Annotated in this window: 19 protein-coding genes; 14 read left to right on the top strand and 5 right to left on the bottom strand. The window is 71.5% G+C overall.

Going from position 1 to position 17,046, the window contains the following annotated elements; translation table 11 throughout:
- The first annotated feature begins 7 nt into the window (after nucleotides 1–7).
- The 4 genes from ACFLIM_RS21630 (at nucleotide 8) to ACFLIM_RS21615 (ending at nucleotide 2,357) form a co-directional block, all read left to right on the top strand.
- Nucleotides 8–412 carry a hypothetical protein gene (locus ACFLIM_RS21630; protein ID WP_393168090.1) on the top strand — a complete coding sequence of 135 codons (405 nt, stop codon included), beginning with the start codon at nucleotides 8–10 and terminating at the stop codon, nucleotides 410–412.
- Nucleotides 409–819, top strand: a complete 411-nt coding sequence (locus ACFLIM_RS21625) for a hypothetical protein (RefSeq protein ID WP_393168088.1) — start codon at nucleotides 409–411, stop codon at nucleotides 817–819. Before ACFLIM_RS21630 ends, ACFLIM_RS21625 begins: the two co-directional genes overlap by 4 nt.
- Before the next feature lie 136 nt (nucleotides 820–955).
- Nucleotides 956–1,771, top strand: a complete 816-nt coding sequence (locus ACFLIM_RS21620) for an SDR family NAD(P)-dependent oxidoreductase (RefSeq protein ID WP_393168086.1) — start codon at nucleotides 956–958, stop codon at nucleotides 1,769–1,771.
- Nucleotides 1,772–1,814: 43 nt separating this feature from the next.
- The gene (locus tag ACFLIM_RS21615) at nucleotides 1,815–2,357 is read left to right on the top strand and encodes a GNAT family N-acetyltransferase (protein ID WP_393168084.1); all 543 of its coding nucleotides are present in this window, start codon (nucleotides 1,815–1,817) and stop codon (nucleotides 2,355–2,357) included.
- Nucleotides 2,358–2,362: 5 nt separating this feature from the next.
- Here ACFLIM_RS21615 and ACFLIM_RS21610 read toward each other — a convergent pair whose 3' ends face one another.
- Nucleotides 2,363–3,169: a class I SAM-dependent methyltransferase gene (locus ACFLIM_RS21610; protein WP_393168082.1), complete on the bottom strand. Its 807-nt coding sequence runs from the start codon at nucleotides 3,167–3,169 to the stop codon at nucleotides 2,363–2,365.
- A gap of 15 nt (nucleotides 3,170–3,184) precedes the next feature.
- On the bottom strand, nucleotides 3,185–3,571 hold the full coding sequence (locus ACFLIM_RS21605) for a MerR family transcriptional regulator (protein ID WP_393168080.1): 387 nt from the start codon (nucleotides 3,569–3,571) through the stop codon (nucleotides 3,185–3,187).
- A gap of 72 nt (nucleotides 3,572–3,643) precedes the next feature.
- On the opposite strand from ACFLIM_RS21605, the gene ACFLIM_RS21600 reads away from it, so the two are divergent.
- The 4 genes from ACFLIM_RS21600 (at nucleotide 3,644) to ACFLIM_RS21585 (ending at nucleotide 9,025) form a co-directional block, all read left to right on the top strand.
- Nucleotides 3,644–3,985, top strand: a complete 342-nt coding sequence (locus ACFLIM_RS21600; RefSeq protein WP_393168078.1) for a hypothetical protein — start codon at nucleotides 3,644–3,646, stop codon at nucleotides 3,983–3,985.
- Nucleotides 3,986–3,990: 5 nt separating this feature from the next.
- Nucleotides 3,991–4,323, top strand: coding sequence for a YnfA family protein (locus ACFLIM_RS21595; RefSeq protein WP_393168076.1), 333 nt, complete (start codon nucleotides 3,991–3,993; stop codon nucleotides 4,321–4,323).
- 69 nt (nucleotides 4,324–4,392) lie between these two features.
- On the top strand, nucleotides 4,393–4,899 hold the full coding sequence (locus ACFLIM_RS21590; protein ID WP_393168074.1) for a methyltransferase family protein: 507 nt from the start codon (nucleotides 4,393–4,395) through the stop codon (nucleotides 4,897–4,899).
- Between the two features lie 118 nt (nucleotides 4,900–5,017).
- Nucleotides 5,018–9,025: a hypothetical protein gene (locus tag ACFLIM_RS21585; RefSeq protein ID WP_393168072.1), complete on the top strand. Its 4,008-nt coding sequence runs from the start codon at nucleotides 5,018–5,020 to the stop codon at nucleotides 9,023–9,025.
- Here ACFLIM_RS21585 and ACFLIM_RS21580 read toward each other — a convergent pair.
- Complete coding sequence (locus ACFLIM_RS21580; RefSeq protein WP_393168070.1) at nucleotides 9,022–10,218, bottom strand: alpha/beta hydrolase; 1,197 nt, start codon at nucleotides 10,216–10,218, stop codon at nucleotides 9,022–9,024. The two genes, ACFLIM_RS21585 and ACFLIM_RS21580, sit on opposite strands and share 4 nt — an antisense overlap.
- Before the next feature lie 122 nt (nucleotides 10,219–10,340).
- On the opposite strand from ACFLIM_RS21580, the gene ACFLIM_RS21575 reads away from it, so the two are divergent.
- Nucleotides 10,341–11,321 (top strand): acetylxylan esterase, encoded by a 981-nt coding sequence (locus ACFLIM_RS21575; RefSeq protein ID WP_393168068.1) that lies wholly within the window; start codon nucleotides 10,341–10,343, stop codon nucleotides 11,319–11,321.
- A 45-nt stretch (nucleotides 11,322–11,366) separates the two neighbouring features.
- On the opposite strand, the gene ACFLIM_RS21570 is transcribed toward ACFLIM_RS21575, so the two are convergent.
- Nucleotides 11,367–11,654: a HesB/IscA family protein gene (locus ACFLIM_RS21570; protein WP_393168066.1), complete on the bottom strand. Its 288-nt coding sequence runs from the start codon at nucleotides 11,652–11,654 to the stop codon at nucleotides 11,367–11,369.
- A gap of 149 nt (nucleotides 11,655–11,803) precedes the next feature.
- On the opposite strand from ACFLIM_RS21570, the gene fxlM reads away from it, so the two are divergent.
- From fxlM to ACFLIM_RS21545, 5 genes are all read left to right on the top strand, one after another.
- Nucleotides 11,804–12,940 (top strand): methyltransferase, FxLD system, encoded by a 1,137-nt coding sequence (gene fxlM, locus ACFLIM_RS21565; RefSeq protein ID WP_393168064.1) that lies wholly within the window; start codon nucleotides 11,804–11,806, stop codon nucleotides 12,938–12,940.
- A 140-nt stretch (nucleotides 12,941–13,080) separates the two neighbouring features.
- Nucleotides 13,081–13,626 (top strand): DUF4142 domain-containing protein, encoded by a 546-nt coding sequence (locus ACFLIM_RS21560; protein WP_393168063.1) that lies wholly within the window; start codon nucleotides 13,081–13,083, stop codon nucleotides 13,624–13,626.
- A 190-nt stretch (nucleotides 13,627–13,816) separates the two neighbouring features.
- Nucleotides 13,817–14,299 (top strand): cation:proton antiporter regulatory subunit, encoded by a 483-nt coding sequence (locus ACFLIM_RS21555; protein WP_393168061.1) that lies wholly within the window; start codon nucleotides 13,817–13,819, stop codon nucleotides 14,297–14,299.
- 9 nt (nucleotides 14,300–14,308) lie between these two features.
- Nucleotides 14,309–15,469: a cation:proton antiporter gene (locus ACFLIM_RS21550; protein ID WP_393168059.1), complete on the top strand. Its 1,161-nt coding sequence runs from the start codon at nucleotides 14,309–14,311 to the stop codon at nucleotides 15,467–15,469.
- Between the two features lie 17 nt (nucleotides 15,470–15,486).
- Nucleotides 15,487–16,080 carry a pentapeptide repeat-containing protein gene (locus ACFLIM_RS21545; protein WP_393168057.1) on the top strand — a complete coding sequence of 198 codons (594 nt, stop codon included), beginning with the start codon at nucleotides 15,487–15,489 and terminating at the stop codon, nucleotides 16,078–16,080.
- A gap of 5 nt (nucleotides 16,081–16,085) precedes the next feature.
- Here ACFLIM_RS21545 and ACFLIM_RS21540 read toward each other — a convergent pair whose 3' ends face one another.
- Nucleotides 16,086–16,952, bottom strand: coding sequence for a helix-turn-helix domain-containing protein (locus tag ACFLIM_RS21540; protein ID WP_393168246.1), 867 nt, complete (start codon nucleotides 16,950–16,952; stop codon nucleotides 16,086–16,088).
- Nucleotides 16,953–17,046 lie beyond the last annotated feature (94 nt).

The following is a 17,046-nucleotide window of genomic DNA, read 5'->3' as shown; positions in this document are numbered from 1 at the left end:
CAAGGGAGTGGAGCGCATCGCCGATGTCGCCGCCGGATCCGGCCGCGATCTCGTTGCCCTCGCGGTCGCGGGCGGTGGCCGTGACCACACCTTCGGCCTGGAGCGCCAGGGTGATGGTGTGACCCTCGGACAGCAGCCCGTCGGCGGACGGGCGCCGCCGGGGTGCGGGCCGGTCCAGCAACACAATGACCTGCTCAAGCGGATGGCTCGCCTGGCCAAGAAGTTCGGCTTCGAGTTCTCGAAGACCCCTGACGTCAATGGCGCCAACCATGACAAGTGGTACGTCGGAGGCGAGGTGGTCATCGTGCCACGACACAATGAGATCAACGAGTTGACGGCCAGAAGCATCCTCCGCTCCTGGGAAGAGATGCTTGACGAGGCGATGCGACCGCAGGAGGAAGAGGGCGAGTGAGGACGTTCCGTGTTACGGCGCAGAAGTCCGGTGACTGGTGGGCGTTGACGGTCGAGGGGCCAGGGTTGAGCCGTCCGGCGTACACCCAGGCCAAGCGCCTGGACAAAGCGGAGGCCATGGTTCGCGACCTGCTCGCCTTGCACTTCGACGTCGCGCCCGGCGACGTGGGGGAGATCGATATCGCCCCCGCCGACGAATCCCTGGCCGATGAGCTGGCTTGCACTCGCAAAGTACGCCGGGACGCCGAACGCCTTCGCGACGAGGCGACCACTCGCACGCGGGCGACGGCGCGGCATTTGCGGGAGCGCGGCTACGCCCAACGTGAAATCGGCGCACTGCTCGGTGTGAGCCATCAAGCTGTTGGAAAGCTGCTTGGTGAGCGGCCGGCACCCCGTGTGGATGCCTGATCAGGGTGCGGGATGCGCCACTCCCTCATGTTCGGCGCTGTTCAGCAGGCCCACGCTTCCCGAATCCAACCGGGTCGCCGGTGGGGGTCGGCTCGGCTGGTAGCGTCGGAGCGGGAGGGCCGGAGCGGAGGTGGGCATGCGTCCCATGGAGCAGCGGACGATCCTCGTCACAGGGGCGACCGACGGTCTCGGCCGGGCGCTGGCGGCCGATCTGGCCGGGCGCGGCGCCACCGTCCTCGTGCACGGCCGCGACGAACGGCGCGGGCAGGACACGATGGAGGAGATCAGGGATCGTGTTCCCGGTGCCCGGTTGCACTGGTACCGCGCCGATCTCGCCTCGCTCGACGAAGTACGTGAGCTCGCCGACGCGGTCGGGGCCGAGCACAAAGGGCTGGACACGGTGGTCAACAACGCCGGGATCGGCTCGACCGTGCCCGGGGGCGGGATGCGGCAGGAGAGCGCGGATGGCCACGAGCTCAGGTTCGCGGTCAACTACCTGGCCGGATACCTGCTGACCCGGCTCCTGCTGCCGGTGCTCAGGGCGGCGGCCCCGTCCAGGATCGTGAACGTCAGCAGCCTCGGCCAGGCCCCGATCGACTTCGGCGACGTGATGCTGGTCAAGGACTACAGCGGGGTGCGGGCGTACTGCCAGAGCAAGCTGGCGCAGGTGATGTTCACCGTGGATCTGGCCGAGGAGCTGGCGGGGAGCGGGGTGACGGCCAACGCGCTGCATCCGGCCACGTACATGCCGACCAAGATGGTCGCCACGCCCGCGAGCGAGCTGCGGGAAGGCGTCGAGGCCACGTCGCGGCTGGTCACCGACCCGGAGCTGGACGGGGTCTCCGGGCGGTTCTTCGACGGTGCGCGGCCCGCGCACGCCCTCGATCAGGCGTACGATCCGGACGCCCGCGCCCGCCTGCGCGCGCTGTCCGACTCCCTGAGCGGGTGGTGAAAACCGGTCGAGCCCGAGCCCTCTGGCTGGCTAACGTTTGCCGGTGCACGTTTATCTGGAGACCGACCGGCTGACCCTGCGCCGGTTCGCCGAGTCCGACGCCGACGACCTGTTCGCGCTGCACAACGATCCGGAGGTCATGCGATACCTCAACGGCGGCAGGCCGACGCCGCGCGAGGTGATCGTCGGGGAGACGCTGCCGAGGTTCATCGCGTCCGGGTTCTTCGCGGCGTTCGAAAAGTCCTCGGGCGGCTTCCTCGGCTGGTTCCATCTGCGGCCGGGGCAGGGGAACCCCGCCGACGAGCCCGAGCTGGGCTACCGGCTGCACAAGGCCGCCTGGGGCAAGGGGTACGCGACCGAGGGGTCGCTGGCGCTGATCGACAAGGCGTTCGAGGAGTTGGGGGCCCGTCGGGTGTACGCGGAGACGATGACGGTCAATCTCGGGTCGCGGCGGGTCATGGAGAAGTGCGGGCTGAGGTTCGTACGGACCTTCTTCGAGGAGTGGCCCGAGGTCATTGACGGGTCGGACCAGGGCGAGGTCGAGTACGAGATGTGGCGGTCCGAATGGGAGGCCCGCAACAGCTGAGACGCCTACGTCAGCGCCACCACCGCATAGCGCTCGTCGTCGATCTCCTTGCCCCACAACGCCGGGTCGGTGAGCGGGTCGACGCGGACATCGGCGACGATCGGCCGCAACGCCGTCACCAGGTCGCCCGCGCCCACTCCGCCCGCCCACGGCAGATCGCCGCTCACCCCGCCTGCGCCGGGCGAATCGCCGCTCGCCTCGGCCGGCGTGCCCCAGCGCCCCTCCACCAGGACCAGCCTCCCGCCCGGCCGCAGCAGCCCGGCCCAGCGCGCCAGTGCCGCCTCCGGGTCCGGGATGGTCCACAGGAGGTGGCGGGCGAGCACCACGTCGAAACTTCGCTCCCCGACGGGTGGCCGGGCGGCGTCCGCCACCAGCACGGCCGCGCTCGTGCCCGACAGCTTGGCGCGGGCCCGCTCCACCATCCGTGGCGCCAGATCCACGCCCAGCACGCGATGCCCGCGCTCGGCCAGGAGCAGCGACAACGACCCCGTGCCACACCCCAGGTCCAGCACGTCGAGCGGCCCCCGAGGCACCCAGGCGGCCAGCCGGGCGGCCCAGGCGGCCCTGACCTCGGGGTCGCGCAGGCCATGGTCGGCCTCCTCGTCGAACGTGCCGGCGGCGGTGTCCCAGTACGCGGCGATGCTCGTCATGCGCGCATCCTGCCAGCGGCCACCGACATTCTCGTGATGCCGCTGCTCCAGCACGAGCTCGGCCCGTCCGGGCTGGACCGCCTCCACGGTGACGGCCTCGTCCGGGTTCTCCCCGGCCGGCGGCGGGCGGTCCGAGGGGAGACCGGTCGAGCGGACGTCCACGCGGACCGCCCCAGGTCACCGATGATCGGCGGAACCTGCCGAGGTGAGCCGGCACCGGCCCGCGCGGCAGTCCTCCAGGCTCGCCGCCGCGTTGTCCCGGACCCTCGCCAGTTCCGCGATCCTGGCGTCGATCCGGTCCACCACCGCCTCCAGCCGCCACCGTTCGCTCTCGCAGGTAGCCCCGCCCGCGTCGTGGGCGTGCAGGGCGTCCACGACCTCGTCCAGGGTGAAGCCCAGCTCCTGCAGCGCCTTGGCCGAACGGATCCGCTCCACCGCCTCCGCGCCGAACATCCGATACCCCGACGGCCGGCGCCGCGCCTCGGGCAGGACGCCGCGCCGCTCGTAGAAGCGAACCGTGTCGACGCTGACTCCGGCCTCCCGCGCCACCTGTCCGATCTTCACGTGTCACCCTTTGACTCTGGACCTAAGTCCAGACTCTAGGGTTTCGCCAACGACACCACAAGGAGCGCCACCATGGACATCCCCGTCGTCTGCGACATGACCAATGCCCCCGACACCCCGCAGGAGCGCCTGGAGGAGTACCAGCGGCTCTTCAGCCAGGCCCTCGCCGCCAAGGAGCGAACCCCCGAGGGCATCCGCTTCCGGTTCAGGGCCGCACCGGGCGTGGAAGCGTGGGTGCGCGACCTGGCCGCCCGGGAGCAGGCCTGCTGCGCGTTCTTCGGCTTCGACGTCACCCTCGATGGTGCGGAGGTGGTCTGGGACGCCACCGTGATCGACGACGCCGCCGCCCGCGCCGTCCTCGAGGAGTTCTACCTCCTGCCGGAAACCGGGACCACGGACGTCCTCGTACGCTGATCGCCATGACCGTGCTGCGTTCCGTCGCCCTGTTCGTCCTGGCCGCCGTCGCCGAGATCGGCGGCGCCTGGCTGGTCTGGCAGGGCTGGCGGGAGCAGCGCGGCGCGTGGTGGATCGGCGCCGGGATCCTCGCCCTCGGCGCCTACGGCTTCGTCGCCACCTTCCAGACCGACCCGCACTTCGGCCGCATCCTGGCCGCGTACGGCGGGGTCTTCGTGGCCGGATCCCTGGCCTGGGGCATGGTGATGGACGGCTTCCGCCCGGACCGGTGGGACGTGATCGGCGCGCTGATCTGCCTGGCCGGTGTCGCCGTCATCATGTACGCCCCCAGGAGCTGACCGTTGACGCCGTTCCCGATCGCTCGGTAAACTCATCAATGAGTGAATTCCGTGTCAAGGAGCGATCTCATGCGCAGGACACCCGCCGCCATCGTCAGCGCCCTCTTCTTCGCCGCCGCCCCGGGCACCGCCGCCGTCCTCGCCCCGTACTGGATCACCGGCTGGCGGATGCGCGACCCCTTCCCCGACGCGGTCATGATCCCGCTCAAGCTGCTGGGCGGGCTGCTCGTGCTCGCCGGGGTCGCCGTGCTGGTCAACGCGTTCTACAGGTTCGTGGTCGAGGGGTTCGGCACGCCGATCCCGGTCGCGCCGCCCGCCCGGCTGGTCGTCGGCGGCCTCTACCGGTACGTCCGCAACCCCATGTACGTCGCCGTCTTCGCGGCCGTCATCGGGCAGGCCATGGTGTTCGGGAACGCGTGGCTGCTGTTCTACGTGGCCGTCATGGCGATCCCCGTCTACTCCTTCGTGCACTGGTACGAGGAGCCGACCCTGCGCAGGAAGTTCGGCTCGGACTACGACGCCTACCGCTCGCACGTGCCGGGTTGGTGGCCGCGTCTGCCCGCCTATCGGCCCTGATGCGGAGAAATTGGAGTTCCATGTCGGAACCGGTTTGACACTCCGTGAGGAAGTATGGTCGTCTCGTGACCATTGTTTCTGATGGGATGAATTAGACCGGTCCGGGGGAGAACGCTTCATGCCGCACGCCCTCCTGCGCGTGCTCGCTTCGGCGTCCATCGCCAGCACAGTCCTGGTGGCCCTGCCACCCGCCGCCCAGGCGCAGGTCCAGCCCGTGCCCGCCGTACAGGTGAAGCCCGTGCCCGCGATCCAGGAGCCGCCGGCCGCCGTGGTGAGCGTCCCGACGCAACCGTCTCTCGCGGTTCGTCCCGCGGGGAACGAACGGGTCGGGCCCGGCGCGCCCGAGGTGACCACCCCCGCGGGACCCCAGCTGATCAACCAGATCGCCGCCGAGGCCGCCGCCGTCCAGGAGGAGCGGGGCCTGGGCAGGCAGGCGCCCGCGGTGAACCAGGTGCTGCCGGACACCGCCCAGGCGCAGCCGCTGGGGCTGCTGAAGCCGCTGGCCTCGGTCGCCAAGTTGTTCGACGGACTGGGGAAGGCCGTGCCGGGGCTGACGTACCGGCTGTGTGTCGAGAGCGCCGCCGTGCCGGTCTCCTGCTCGATCAGCCGGCCCGTCGGCGTGCCGGTGGCCGCCGACGTCACCGGCGACGTCACCCCCGACCTGGCCGCCGACCTGGTGCCCACCGCCAGCCCTTCGGAGGGCGCCGTCGGGCTCGGGTTCGCCGTCAGGCGGCTGTCGAAGGAGAACCTCAAAGCCCAGGTCTGGGCCGAGTACGACGGCAAGGTGTCGGTCGGGTTCGACGGGCTGCACCGCGGGTCGTCGCTGTCGAAAACCGACTGGGGCACGTTCACCGTGGACCTGGCGGGCAAGCGGGTCAAGGCCAGCCTCAAGCGTACGGAACCGGGCGAGTCCGTGGCCATGGTCGCGGGGCTGGCCGGGCGCAGCGCGGTGAGCCTGCGCCAGACCCCGGCCACCGAGCGGCTCACCGTGAACGCCGCCCTCGACTCGCCCATGCTGGACGTCACCGCCTCCGCGCCGGCCAAGCTGGAGGCGCTGGCCGTGACGGGCCGTCAGTTCACCGAGGCCGTGCTCGACCGGATGGCCACCCGCGCCGAGGTGCGGCTGTCGGGCAGCGAGGTCCGCTTCACCAGCCCGTCCTCGGTCGGCCGCGCCCGGCTGCACAACTTCACCTACCGCGACGGCCGGCTGGCCAGGGTGGTGAGCGCCGAGATGCGGAAGGTGCCGCCGTCCTTCACCGCCAGGTACGGCGCCGGGAACGGCAAGCAGACCCTGTCGGTCGACACGCGCGGCCCGCGCGCCGGGGCCGCCAGCCTGCTCTACTTCGACCGGACCGCGGGCAAGACGGTGCTGAAAGCCGAGCTGAGCGACCTGCCCGCCAAGGTGCGCCTGGTCAACGACCTGGCCGAACACCGCGTCACGCACACGACCAGCTCGCCCATCGGCAGGTTCGCGGTGGTGCTGCAGCGCAACGAGGGCGCCGTCTCCAGCCCGCGCGGCGGCCACGTCACCATGATCAAGAACGGCGCCGCGGTGGGGGTGTCGGGGCTGCTGTCGGGGTTGTCCGCGTTCGACGTCACGTACGGGGCCGCGCCGCACGCCCACCTGGAAGTGGACTCCAGCGGCAAGTCGTTCCTCGGCGCGGCCAGCATCGACGGCACCCACCTGGCCAGGCTGGAGATCTCGAACACGCCCGCCACCGTGGACGTCACCCTCGACCCGGCCGCCAGGAAGGCCGTCTACCAGGCCAGCGGCATGATCGAGAAGATCCGCGCCGCCTACGCCAACCTCAAGTCGGGCCCGACGATCGACGGCACCGTGCTCGGCGTGCACGACGACGTCAAGGCGTCGTGGGAGCTGGGGGAGCGGTCGACCGTCAAGGTGGCCAGTTCCTCCAAACTTGAGCAGGTCCGGATTTATGCCAATAAAGCTAACGTAACCACCACGTCCGGCTCTGGTGAGGACCTGAAGGCGACCGTCGAAGGCGTGCGCAAGCAGGCCGAACTGGTCGCCGACACCAAGGCCAGGACGCTCACCTGGACCTCGGACGGTCCGGTCACGAAGGTCTCGGCCCTGGCCAGGGCCAAGCTCGGGGACCGCTACGTCAGGGCCGCCGCCGAGGTGACCGGCGTGCCCACCAGGTTCGACGCCTCGTGGGACGCCGCTTCGTACCGTTTCCGGGGTTTGTCAGGGCCCGTCGGGTCGGCGGCGCTGGCGTTCACCAACCACGACGGCGCCACGTCGCCCACGGGGCCGCACCTGTCGGCGCACTACGACCAGGCGTCGGGGGACCTGGACGCCAGCGTGCTGGTCAAGGGACTGTCGCAGGTCGAGTTCAGCCCCGCCGCGCAGGGCTTCGACGCCGACTTTCGCTCGGCCAGGCAGACGCTCGCCGTGGACGCCGACGTCATCCAGGGCGACACGCGCTTCGGCCTGATCGGCACGCTCGGTCCCGTGCCGGGACGCCTGGCCGTGTCCGCCGCCGACGGCAAGCTCACGTACTCCGGCTCGCGCCTGGACGTGCGCGCCCGTGCCTGGCTCGGCAAGGTCGGGGCGTTGTCCCGGATGCGGGCCGCCCCCGCGGTGCCGGGTGGCGTGTCGCTGGTGGACGGCGGTTGCGCCGCCGGGTCGGCGGGGTGCGCCCAGGGTCCGTTCTGTGTGGCGCAGCGCGGCTGCTTCGGCCTGCAGGGCTACCTGGATGTGACGGGGCTGCCCGACCAGGTGTCGGTGGACCTGGCGGGCAAGACGTTCGCGTTCTCGGGGTTCAGCCCTAAGCGCAGGAGCCTGGGGGTGTATCTCGCGAGCAGCGTGTTGTCACCCGTGCCGATCAAGGCCAGGGCCACCCTGACCGGGCTCCCCGCCAAGATCACCAGCATGGCGCTGGGGCCGTTCGAGGTGGCGCAGGGCAACGCCGTGCGGGCCGGGTACCGCATCGAGCCCGCGGCCACCCTGGGCGCGCTCGACGTGCAGGCCGAGACGGCCGGGCTGCGCGGCCACGTGGCGATCGACCCGGTGCCCGCCGCGGTGGACGTCCGGGGCACGTACGGCGCCCAGACCCGTATCCGCGTGACCAACTCCGCGCCCGTCAAACGCCTGACCGCCAAGGTCACCCTGGCCGGGAAGGGCACCGGAGAGCTGGGGTTCTCCGACGTGCCCGCCGTGTTCGGGGTGGACGCCGACGCCTCGGCCGCCGGGCTCAGCGTGCCCGCGGTCACGTACAAGGCCGTGGGCGGCGTGAACACGCTCGACGGCCACCTCGACGTGGAGGGCGGCCTGGTGGACCCGCGGGGCCGCCTCGGCGACGTGTCGTTCGCGGTCAAGGACCTGGCCGCCGACACCACGATCCGGATGAACCCCGACCAGTCGCTCGACCTGGTCTCGAAGCCGGTGCCCACGGGCGGCATCTCGCTGCGCGCCGGGCTGAAGGTGGACCCGGTGGCCCCCCAGCGCATCGCCGTGAGCAAGGAGGTCCCGTACACGACCGGCTTCCTCACCTACCACGTCGGCGGCCAGTTCGGGCTCGGGCAGAGCTCCGTCAAGCAGCTCGCGCTGTCCATCCAGCGCCTGTCGTGGCTGCGCGTCAGACCGGGCAAGATCCCCTTCGGCATGAAGGCGCCCCCGGCCCTCGGCTACGTCGCCCCCGGCTTCGAGGGGAACTACGGGCAGCTCAAGCTCGCCGCCAAGGGCGTGGACCTGCGGCCGGACGTCTCGGTGGACGTCAGGCTGAGCAGGGACATCGGCAACGACGTCTTCCGCGACTCGGTACGGCTCACCCGCACCGGCTCGCTCGCCCTGCGCCGCTACGACCAGCGGATGAGGCGGATCGGGTCCAAACAGGAGATCAAGGCGGCCGGAATCAGCCTGGCCTGCGTGACGGTGGACGCCAAACCCGGCTTCGCCGCGGGCGGCGGCAACTCCATCACGCTGCGCGGCGCCGACGGCCCCCAGATGGTCTCCCTGCTGGACCCGGGCGGCAAGGTGCCGGACTACGCGGTGGACCTGCTCACCCACTTCATGAGCCCGTTCCCCGGCGCGGAGTGGAAGGTGGCGGGCACCAAGGCCGGATCCTGCCAGCCGGCCGAGTCGCCGCGGCCGGAGTCCCGCTAGGCGGGGCCCAGATAGCCCGGCGGCGGCCCGTCGCCGTCGTAGGTGTGCAGCGGGCGGTCGGTGAGGAACGCCCGCAGCACCTCCAGGTACGCCGTGCCGTCCCCGGCGTAGGCGAACCTGGCGGAGGGCAGCGCCCGCCGGTACGCCGTGGCCGCGGACCAGCCCTGCTCGTCGCACGCTCCCTTGACGATCAGCACCGGCGCCGGGACCCCGCCCAGGCTCTCCGCGAGCGAGCCGGGCGGCAGGCGTCCCAGCAGGCCGACATAGCCTCCTGAACCGGTCGGCACAGGGGCGGGGCAGGGATGCGGGGCCCGCCGCCGGACGTGGTCGAGATAGGCGTCCAGCTCCCGGTCGCCCGCGAACGCGTGCGCCGCCCGCGGCTCGACCCTCAGCAGCGTGTAGACGGCCAGCACCCGCGGGTCCAACCGGCCGCCGGGACCCGGCAGGGCCGCCGCCGCTGCCTGCGCCCGGTCCAGCCCGGCGGGCGAGTACAGGACCGCCCTGGCCACCCGGTCCCGGTGCGCGGCCAGGTAGGCGGCCGCGAGCTGGGCGCCGTAGTCGCGGGCGATGAGGTTCAGCCGCCGCGCGCCCACGGCCTGGCGGATGGCCTCCAGGTCCGCCACGTCGCGGGCCAGGCCGTACCCGCGCGGGTCGGCCAGCCGGGCCGAGCGGCCCGCGCCGAGCTGGTCGTAGACGTAGACCTGGTAGCCGTCGGCCGCCAGCTTCCCGTAGAACGCCGAGTCCGCCTCCAGATCGGCCACGCCGGGGCCGCCGTGCAGGAAGAGCACCGGGTCGGTACGGGTGACCCGCCTGGGCTCGATCCGCACGTACGCCAGCCTGGAGCCCGTCGGGAGCCGCCACTCCCGCTGTCCGGCCACCGGCGCGGGGACGGGGCGGCCGGGGGCCGGGCGCAACGTGGCGCCCGTGACCTGCCACACGACGGCGACCTCCACCCCGAGGATGACGACCGCCCGTAACCAGCGCCCCCACGCCACCCCCGGCCTGGGCACGCACAGCAGCAGCCCGAGAAACAGCACCGACGCGAACACCGCCAGCCCCGTCACCGCGAACACCGTCGGCTCCGCGCCCACCATCGCCGTCCCGGCCAGCGCGGCCAGCCCCAGGACCGGCGACAGGGCCAGCACCCCCGCGCCCGTCACCACCCGCCCCGCCAGCCTGGCGAAAGAAGCCACAAGGGGACGCTAGTCCACCCGCCCTGATCCGGTCAGGGAAGTGAGCAGCCTCCGGCCCCCGGATAGCGCTTGCCGATGCTATGGGGTGGAATATCAGCATCCTTCTACAGGCTGGAGATCTCGTGCCACTGTTCGACCTGCCGCTTGAGCAACTCCGCGGCTACCTCCCCGACCGCGACGAGCCCGCCGACTTCGACGCGTTCTGGTCCCGCACCCTGGCCGAGGCAGGGGAGTTCGACCTGGCCGCCGAGTACGTCCCGTACGACCTGCCCTTCGCCACCGTGGACGTCTTCGACGTCTCGTTCGCGGGCTGGGGCGGGCACCGGATCAACGGCTGGTTCCTGGTGCCGCGCGGCGTGGAGGGGCCGGTGCCGTGCGTGATGCACTACATCGGCTACAGCGGCGGGCGCGGGTTCCCCAAGGACCACCTGATGTGGCCGGCGGCCGGCTACGCGGTGTTCGTGATGGAGACCCGCGGGCACGGCGGCGCCAACACCCAGAGCCCGGGCGCGACCGGCGACCCGCACGGCAGCGCGAGCCCGCAGGCTCCGGGCATGATGACGCGCGGCATCCTCGACCCCGACGACTACTACTACCGGCGCGTCTTCACCGACGCCGTCCGGGCGGTGGACGCGGCCGCCGCGCACCCGGCGGTCGACGAGAGCCGCATCGTCGTCTCGGGCGGCAGCCAGGGCGGCGGCATCGCCCAGGCCACGGCCGCGCTGCACCCGTCGGTCAAGGCGGCGCTCGTCGACGTGCCGTTCCTGACGCACTTCCGGCGGGCCGTCGAGATCACCGGGCGGGAGCCGTATCAGGAGCTGGTCCGGTTTCTGGCCACCCGGAGGGACAGCGCCGACCAGGTGTTCCGCACGCTGTCGTACTTCGACGGGGTCAACTTCGCGGCGCGCGGGCAGGTGCCCGCGCTGTATTCGGTGGCGCTGATGGACGACGTGTGCCCGCCGTCCACGGTGTTCGCCGCCTACAACCGCTGGCAGGGCCCCAAGGAGATCACGGTCTGGCCCTGGAACAACCACGAGGGCGGTGGCGGCTTCCAGTCGGAGGAGCAGCTGCGTTACCTGCACAAGCTCCTCGCCGACGGCTGAGCGGGCCCCCGCCGTGCCGGAGGGCTCCGGCACGGCGGGGCCGCGTCATGCTGTTTGCTCGGTGACCAGGAACGACACGCTCCCCTGGTCATCGGCTCCGGCGTCCAGGGACTTGTCCTCCAGCACGGTCGCGGCCACGGGATCGAGATAAACCCGCGCCCCTTCGGCCTCGACCACTTCGTCTGCCGGCTCCGGGGCGGTGGCCAGCGTAAGAGTGAGCGAACTCGCGCCCTCTCCCTGGGACGAGATGCGTATCCCGCTCTGGGAAGGCTCGGGCGCGGACGCGGTCAGGTCGCGTATCGCCTGGGCTGCGTTGGCTGTCAGGGTGAGCACTACGGCTCCTCCTCACGGTCGACGTTCAGGAATTGCCTGCCCTTCCCGCTACTTCTGAGCTCAACCCTTCTTGACTGTTTCTTTACCAAGAATTCCTAAACGATCTCGCACGGGCGCGGCGCGGGTCCTGGCCGTTGGACAATGGGGACATGGACTACGCGACGCAGAGGGAAGCCATGGTGGCGCTGCTGCGAGAGCGTCAGGAGGTCAGCGACCCCGTGGCCGCGGCGTTGCTCGCGGTGCCGCGTCACGTCTTCCTGCCCGGGATCGACCCCGAGGTCGCCTACCGCGACGAGGCCATCGTCACCAAACGCGACGACGAGGGCCGGCCGATCAGCTCCTCGTCGCAGCCGGCGATCATGGCCGCGATGCTCGACCAGCTCGCGGTGGAGCCCGGGCACCGGGTGCTGGAGATCGGCGCGGGCACCGGCTACAACGCGGCGCTGCTGGCCCACCTCGTGGGACCCGGCGGGCGCGTGGTGAGCGTGGACATCGACGACGACGTCGTCACGCGGGCCCAGGGGCACCTGTCCGCCGCCGGGACCTCCTCGGTCGAGGTGGTGTGCGCCGACGGGGCCGAGGGGTTCGCCGGGCGGGCCCCGTACGATCGGGTGATCGCCACGGTCGGGGTGTGGGATCTGGCCCCCGCCTGGCTGGAGCAGTTGAAGGGCGACGGGCGGCTGGTGGTGCCGCTCGACCTGCGCGGCGTGCAGGCGTCCGTGGCCATGGAGCGGGCCGGCGGGCACTGGGCCAGCCGGTCGGTGGTGCCGTGCGGGTTCATGCGGATGCGCGGGCCGTTCGCGGGGCCGGAGGTGACCGTGGTCCTGCGCCGGGATCCCGACCTGATGTTGTCGCTGCCCGAGCCGCGCGAGATCGGCGACGTGCTCGCCGCGCTCGACGCCGTGCCCACCGAGATCTCCACCAGGGTGGACCTGCTGTCGTCGGGGTCCGTGACGGGCATGGGCGTCTCGCTCTGGCTGGCGCTGCACGAGCCCCGCTGGTGCGCGTTGAGCGGGAAGCTGGGCGCCGGCTACGGCGTGACCGCAGGGCTCGTCGAAGGCGACAGCATCGCCCTGCTCGCGGTGGAGAGGTCGCTGGTGGCCCGTGGCCACGGCGCCTGCGGCGCCAGGCTGGCGGCCGAGCTGGCCGCGCACGTCAGAGAGTGGGATCAGGCGGGCCGGCCGGAGACCCGCGACCTGCGCGTCGAGGCGCACCAGGGGCCCGTCTCCAGCGAGGGGACCGTCATCGGAAAGCACCACACCAAACTGGTGCTGAGCTTTCCCTAGACTTCGCGCGGGGGCGACTTCGACGCGCTGGTGGCCCTGCTCGACTCCTGACGCGCCAGGGCGCCCGCAATGCCGGGTCGCCACTCCTATGGCGATTACTCTCAGTATCTGGGATGTATCACCGTGTCATAGGAAAGCTCATGCGCACTCGTCTGACCATGTCGCTGGCCGCCGTGGCCGTCGCCGTCCTCGCGGGCTGCGGCGACGACGTACCGCCGAGCACCGCGGGCCTGGCGCCGCCGCAGACCGGCGCGCAGCCGTCGGAGCAGGACAGGGCCTGGATGCGGACCATCCACCAGGGCAACCTGGCCGAGGTCCAGGCGGGGCAGCTGGCGCAGGGCAAGGGCATGACGCGCGAGATCAAGTCGATCGGCAAGATGCTCGTCCACGACCACACCGAGCTGGACACCAAGGTCACCCAGGCGGCCTCCCGGCTCCGCATCGAGCTCCCCACCTCGCCGACCGCCGAGCAGCGCGCCGAGCGGGTCCGGTTGCAGGACGCCACGGGCAAGGACTTCGACCAGGACTTCCTGGCCGGCATGATCAAGGCGCACACGGCCGCGATCGCCGCCACGAACACGGAGATCTCCCGCGGCTCCTCCCAGACGGTGGTGGCCCTCGCCAAGACCGCCGCCCCATCCCTCCAGAAGCACCTGTCCGCGCTCCGGCAGGCCCAGAAAGGCTGACATAGGCCGTCGGCGACCACACTGCCGCACGCTTCGCCTCCCGCGCGGTATCAACCGCCGTCCTGTCCCGTAGGACCTCAGCCACAACGTACGGAAAGTCCCGCTGGAGCCCGCAGATGAGCCAGGGTTCGGGGGAATGAAGCGTTGGTAGGGTTGTCCGGAAATATGTGGATCTGGACGGGTGGGATAGGTGGAGGTCGAACAAACAGCACTGCCGGGAATCGGACTGCGCCACGATTTCACCACCCGCAAAGGACAGCGGGTGGGCGTGGTGTCCCATCGCACCGGTCAGCGGGTCCTGGTGATCTACGACCAGGACGATCCCGACCGCGCGTGCCAGACGGTCAAGCTCAACGACGAAGAAGCCGACGCCCTCGCCGAGCTCCTCGGCGCACCCCGCATCGTGCAGCGGCTCAACCAGTTGCACGAGCAGGTCGAGGGCCTGGTCAGCGTGCAGTTGCCCATCCCCGCGGGCTCCCCCTACGTGGGCCGGCCCATGGGTGAGGCACGGGTGCGGACCCGTACCAGCGCCTCCATCGTCGCCGTCGTGCGCGGCGGGCAGGTGTTCGCCAGCCCCGGCCCCGGCTTCGTGTTCGGCGCGGGGGACGTCGTGGTCGTGGTCGGCAGCGAGGACAGCACGGCCGAGGTCGCCGGCATCCTGGTCGACGGGTAGGGCCGCGGGTTGCACGAAACCGCGGTCATCTTTCTCGAGTTCGGTGCCGTACTGCTTGGCCTGGGAGTCCTCGGCGCGCTGGCGTTGCGCGCCGGGATCTCCCCGATCCCCCTCTACCTGATCGCCGGTCTGGCGTTCGGGACCGGCGGGGTGCTGCCGCTGGCGACCAGCGAGGAGTTCATCTCCGTCGGCGCGGAGCTGGGCGTCGTCTTATTGCTGCTCACCCTCGGCCTGGAGTACAACGCCGACGAACTCGTGACGAGCCTGACGGGCAACGCCCGCGCGGGCATCGTCGACCTGGTGCTCAACGCCGCCCCCGGCGCGATCTGCGCGTTACTGCTGGGCTGGGGTCCGGTGGCGGCCGTGGCCATGGCGGGCGTCACGTACGCCACCTCCTCGGGCATCACCGCCAAGGTGCTGTCGGACCTGGGGTGGATCGGCAACAGGGAGACGCCCACGGTGTTGTCCCTGCTGGTGTTCGAGGATCTGACGATGGCGGTCTACCTGCCGGTCCTGACCGCCATGCTGGCCGGGCTGAGCCTGGTGAGCGGGGCCATCTCGGTGGGCATCGCGCTGCTGACCGTGAGCGTGGTGCTGGTCGTGGCGCTGCGGTTCGGGCGGTTCATCGAGGCGTTCGTGTCCAGCCCGAACTCCGAGGTGCTGCTGCTCAAGGTGGTCGGGCTGGCGCTGCTGGTGGCCGGGCTGGCGCAGCAGCTGCAGGTGTCGGCGGCGGTCGGCGCGTTCCTGGTCGGGATCGCGCTGTCCGGGCAGCTCGCCCACGACGCGCAGGCGCTGCTGGCCCCGTTGCGCGACCTGTTCGCGGCGGTGTTCTTCGTGTTCTTCGGCTTCCAGACCGACCCCCGCAAGATCCTCCCCGTGGCCGGGCTGGCCGCGCTGCTGGCCCTGGTCAGCATGGTCACCAAGCTCCTCACCGGCGCGTACGCGGCCAGAAGGGCGGGCATCGCCAGGGCAGGGCAGGCGCGGGCGGGCATCGCGCTCATCCCGCGCGGCGAGTTCAACATCGTCATCGCGGGTCTGGCGGTGGGCGCGGGAGCCCATCCCGACCTGGGCGCGCTGGCCGCCGCGTACGTCCTCATCCTGGCGGCCTTCGGCCCCCTGGCGGCCAAGCTCGTGCAACCCCTCATCGAGGCCGTTGCGAAACGGGCCTGAGCCGCTAGTTTGTTCGCATGGCGTACCCCACGGAGAAGACGATCTGGGCCACGGACTGGGACACCCTGGAGATCTCGGGAGAGAGCTACCGGCGGGTCCTGTTCCAGGACGTGGACATGACGGAGCTGGCCGACCACGGCTCGTCGTTCGAGGAGTGCCACTTCAGCAACGTGCGGTTCAACGTGTCGGTGCACGAAGACGCCCGGTTCCTCAACTGCACGTTCACGCGGTGCTCGCTGTTCGACGCGACGTTCACGGGGTGCAAGCTGACGGGCAGCGTGTTCGACGGATGCACGTACGGGCTGCTGAAGGTCGAGGGCGGCGACTGGTCGTACGCGGCCCTGCCGGGTGCCGACCTGCGGGGCAGCGCCTTCCACGGCACCCGGCTGCGTGAGGCCGACCTGACCGGAGTCCGATTGGAGGGCGCCGAGCTGCGGCGGGCCGATCTGTCCGGGGCGGCGCTGCGCGGCGCCGACCTGACGAAGTGCGACCTGCGCGGCAGCGACCTGAGCACCCTCGACCCGCACGCCGTCACGCTCAAGAACGCGATCATCGATCCCTTCCAGACCACGGTCATCGCCACCGCGCTGGGCCTCGACGTGCGCGAATAAGAGGATCAGCCGTTGACGGCGCGCAGGGCGCCGGGGAGGCGGCCGGTGAGCCGGTCGAGCGCGGCAGAGGTGGCGGCGTCCGCCGGCAGGTAGACCATGATCCGCTGGTCCGGGTCCGACAGGTGGAGTGGCTCGCGCGCCAGCCGTAGCTCGCCCGCCTCCGGATGCGCCAGCCGCTCCACGGGAGCCAGCCGCGGCGGCGCCGAGGGCCCCGCGATGCGCTCGGTGAAGGCCTCGCCCGCCGCGAACGACAACTCGGAGACCAGTTCGGCCGCATAAGGGTCGTCGACGCCAGCCTCGAATCTGAGCGCGGCGGCGTGCTCGTCGGCGACCCGCTCCCAGTCGGGAAAGGCGATCCTGGCCCGCCGGTCCACGAACACGAACCTGGTCACGCTGGGCGGGTCTCCGTCCAGCAGCCCGAGCGGGCCGAAGAGCCGTTCGTAGCCGGTGGTGTGGGCGAGCACCTCGCCCAGCCGGTTGAGCACGGCGGCCGGGGCGGGCTCCAGCCGGTCGAGCAGCGCGCGTACCGTGGGGCGTACCGTGCGGGCGGGCGCCTGTCCCGCGCTCGGGCACAACACGACGTTGCCGTTGATCGCCTGGGACAGGTGCTTCAGGTGGAGGCGTTCCTCAGACGTCATACGAAGCGCGTCGGCGAGCGTACCGAGCACCTGCGCGGATGGGTTGCGGTCGCGGCCCTGCTCCAGCCTGGTGAGATATTCGACGCTCACCCCCGCCACCGTGGCCAGCTCCGACCTGCGCAGCCCCGGCGTGCGCCGCCGCGGCCCGTCCGGCAGCCCGACGTCGGCGGGCTTGACGGCCTCGCGACGGGCGCGCAGGAACGCGCCCAGCTCGTTGTCGCGCCCGCGTCCCATGCTTCGCTCACTCACAGTCCCGAGTGTACGAGGCGGGCCACGCCCCTATCGTGGCCCTGCGAGGGCCAGTCTCGCCCCGGCCTTCCTCGGCCGC

It is taken from the genome of Nonomuraea marmarensis, from assembly GCF_043197025.1.
Classification (GTDB): domain Bacteria; phylum Actinomycetota; class Actinomycetes; order Streptosporangiales; family Streptosporangiaceae; genus Nonomuraea; species Nonomuraea marmarensis.
This window is presented reverse-complemented; position numbering and strand designations above follow the sequence as displayed.

What these genes read in the sequence shown, in the direction of transcription:
- ACFLIM_RS21620 (WP_393168086.1), top strand. Translation starts at nt 956, where the DNA reads ATGCGTCCCATGGAGCAGCGGACGATCCTCGTCACAGGGGCGACCGAC.
- ACFLIM_RS21600 (WP_393168078.1), top strand. Translation starts at nt 3,644, where the DNA reads ATGGACATCCCCGTCGTCTGCGACATGACCAATGCCCCCGACACCCCG.
- ACFLIM_RS21595 (WP_393168076.1), top strand. Translation starts at nt 3,991, where the DNA reads ATGACCGTGCTGCGTTCCGTCGCCCTGTTCGTCCTGGCCGCCGTCGCC.
- ACFLIM_RS21590 (WP_393168074.1), top strand. Translation starts at nt 4,393, where the DNA reads ATGCGCAGGACACCCGCCGCCATCGTCAGCGCCCTCTTCTTCGCCGCC.
- ACFLIM_RS21585 (WP_393168072.1), top strand. Translation starts at nt 5,018, where the DNA reads ATGCCGCACGCCCTCCTGCGCGTGCTCGCTTCGGCGTCCATCGCCAGC.
- fxlM (WP_393168064.1), top strand. Translation starts at nt 11,804, where the DNA reads ATGGACTACGCGACGCAGAGGGAAGCCATGGTGGCGCTGCTGCGAGAG.
- ACFLIM_RS21560 (WP_393168063.1), top strand. Translation starts at nt 13,081, where the DNA reads ATGCGCACTCGTCTGACCATGTCGCTGGCCGCCGTGGCCGTCGCCGTC.
- ACFLIM_RS21545 (WP_393168057.1), top strand. Translation starts at nt 15,487, where the DNA reads ATGGCGTACCCCACGGAGAAGACGATCTGGGCCACGGACTGGGACACC.
- ACFLIM_RS21540 (WP_393168246.1), bottom strand. Translation starts at nt 16,952, where the DNA reads ATGGGACGCGGGCGCGACAACGAGCTGGGCGCGTTCCTGCGCGCCCGT.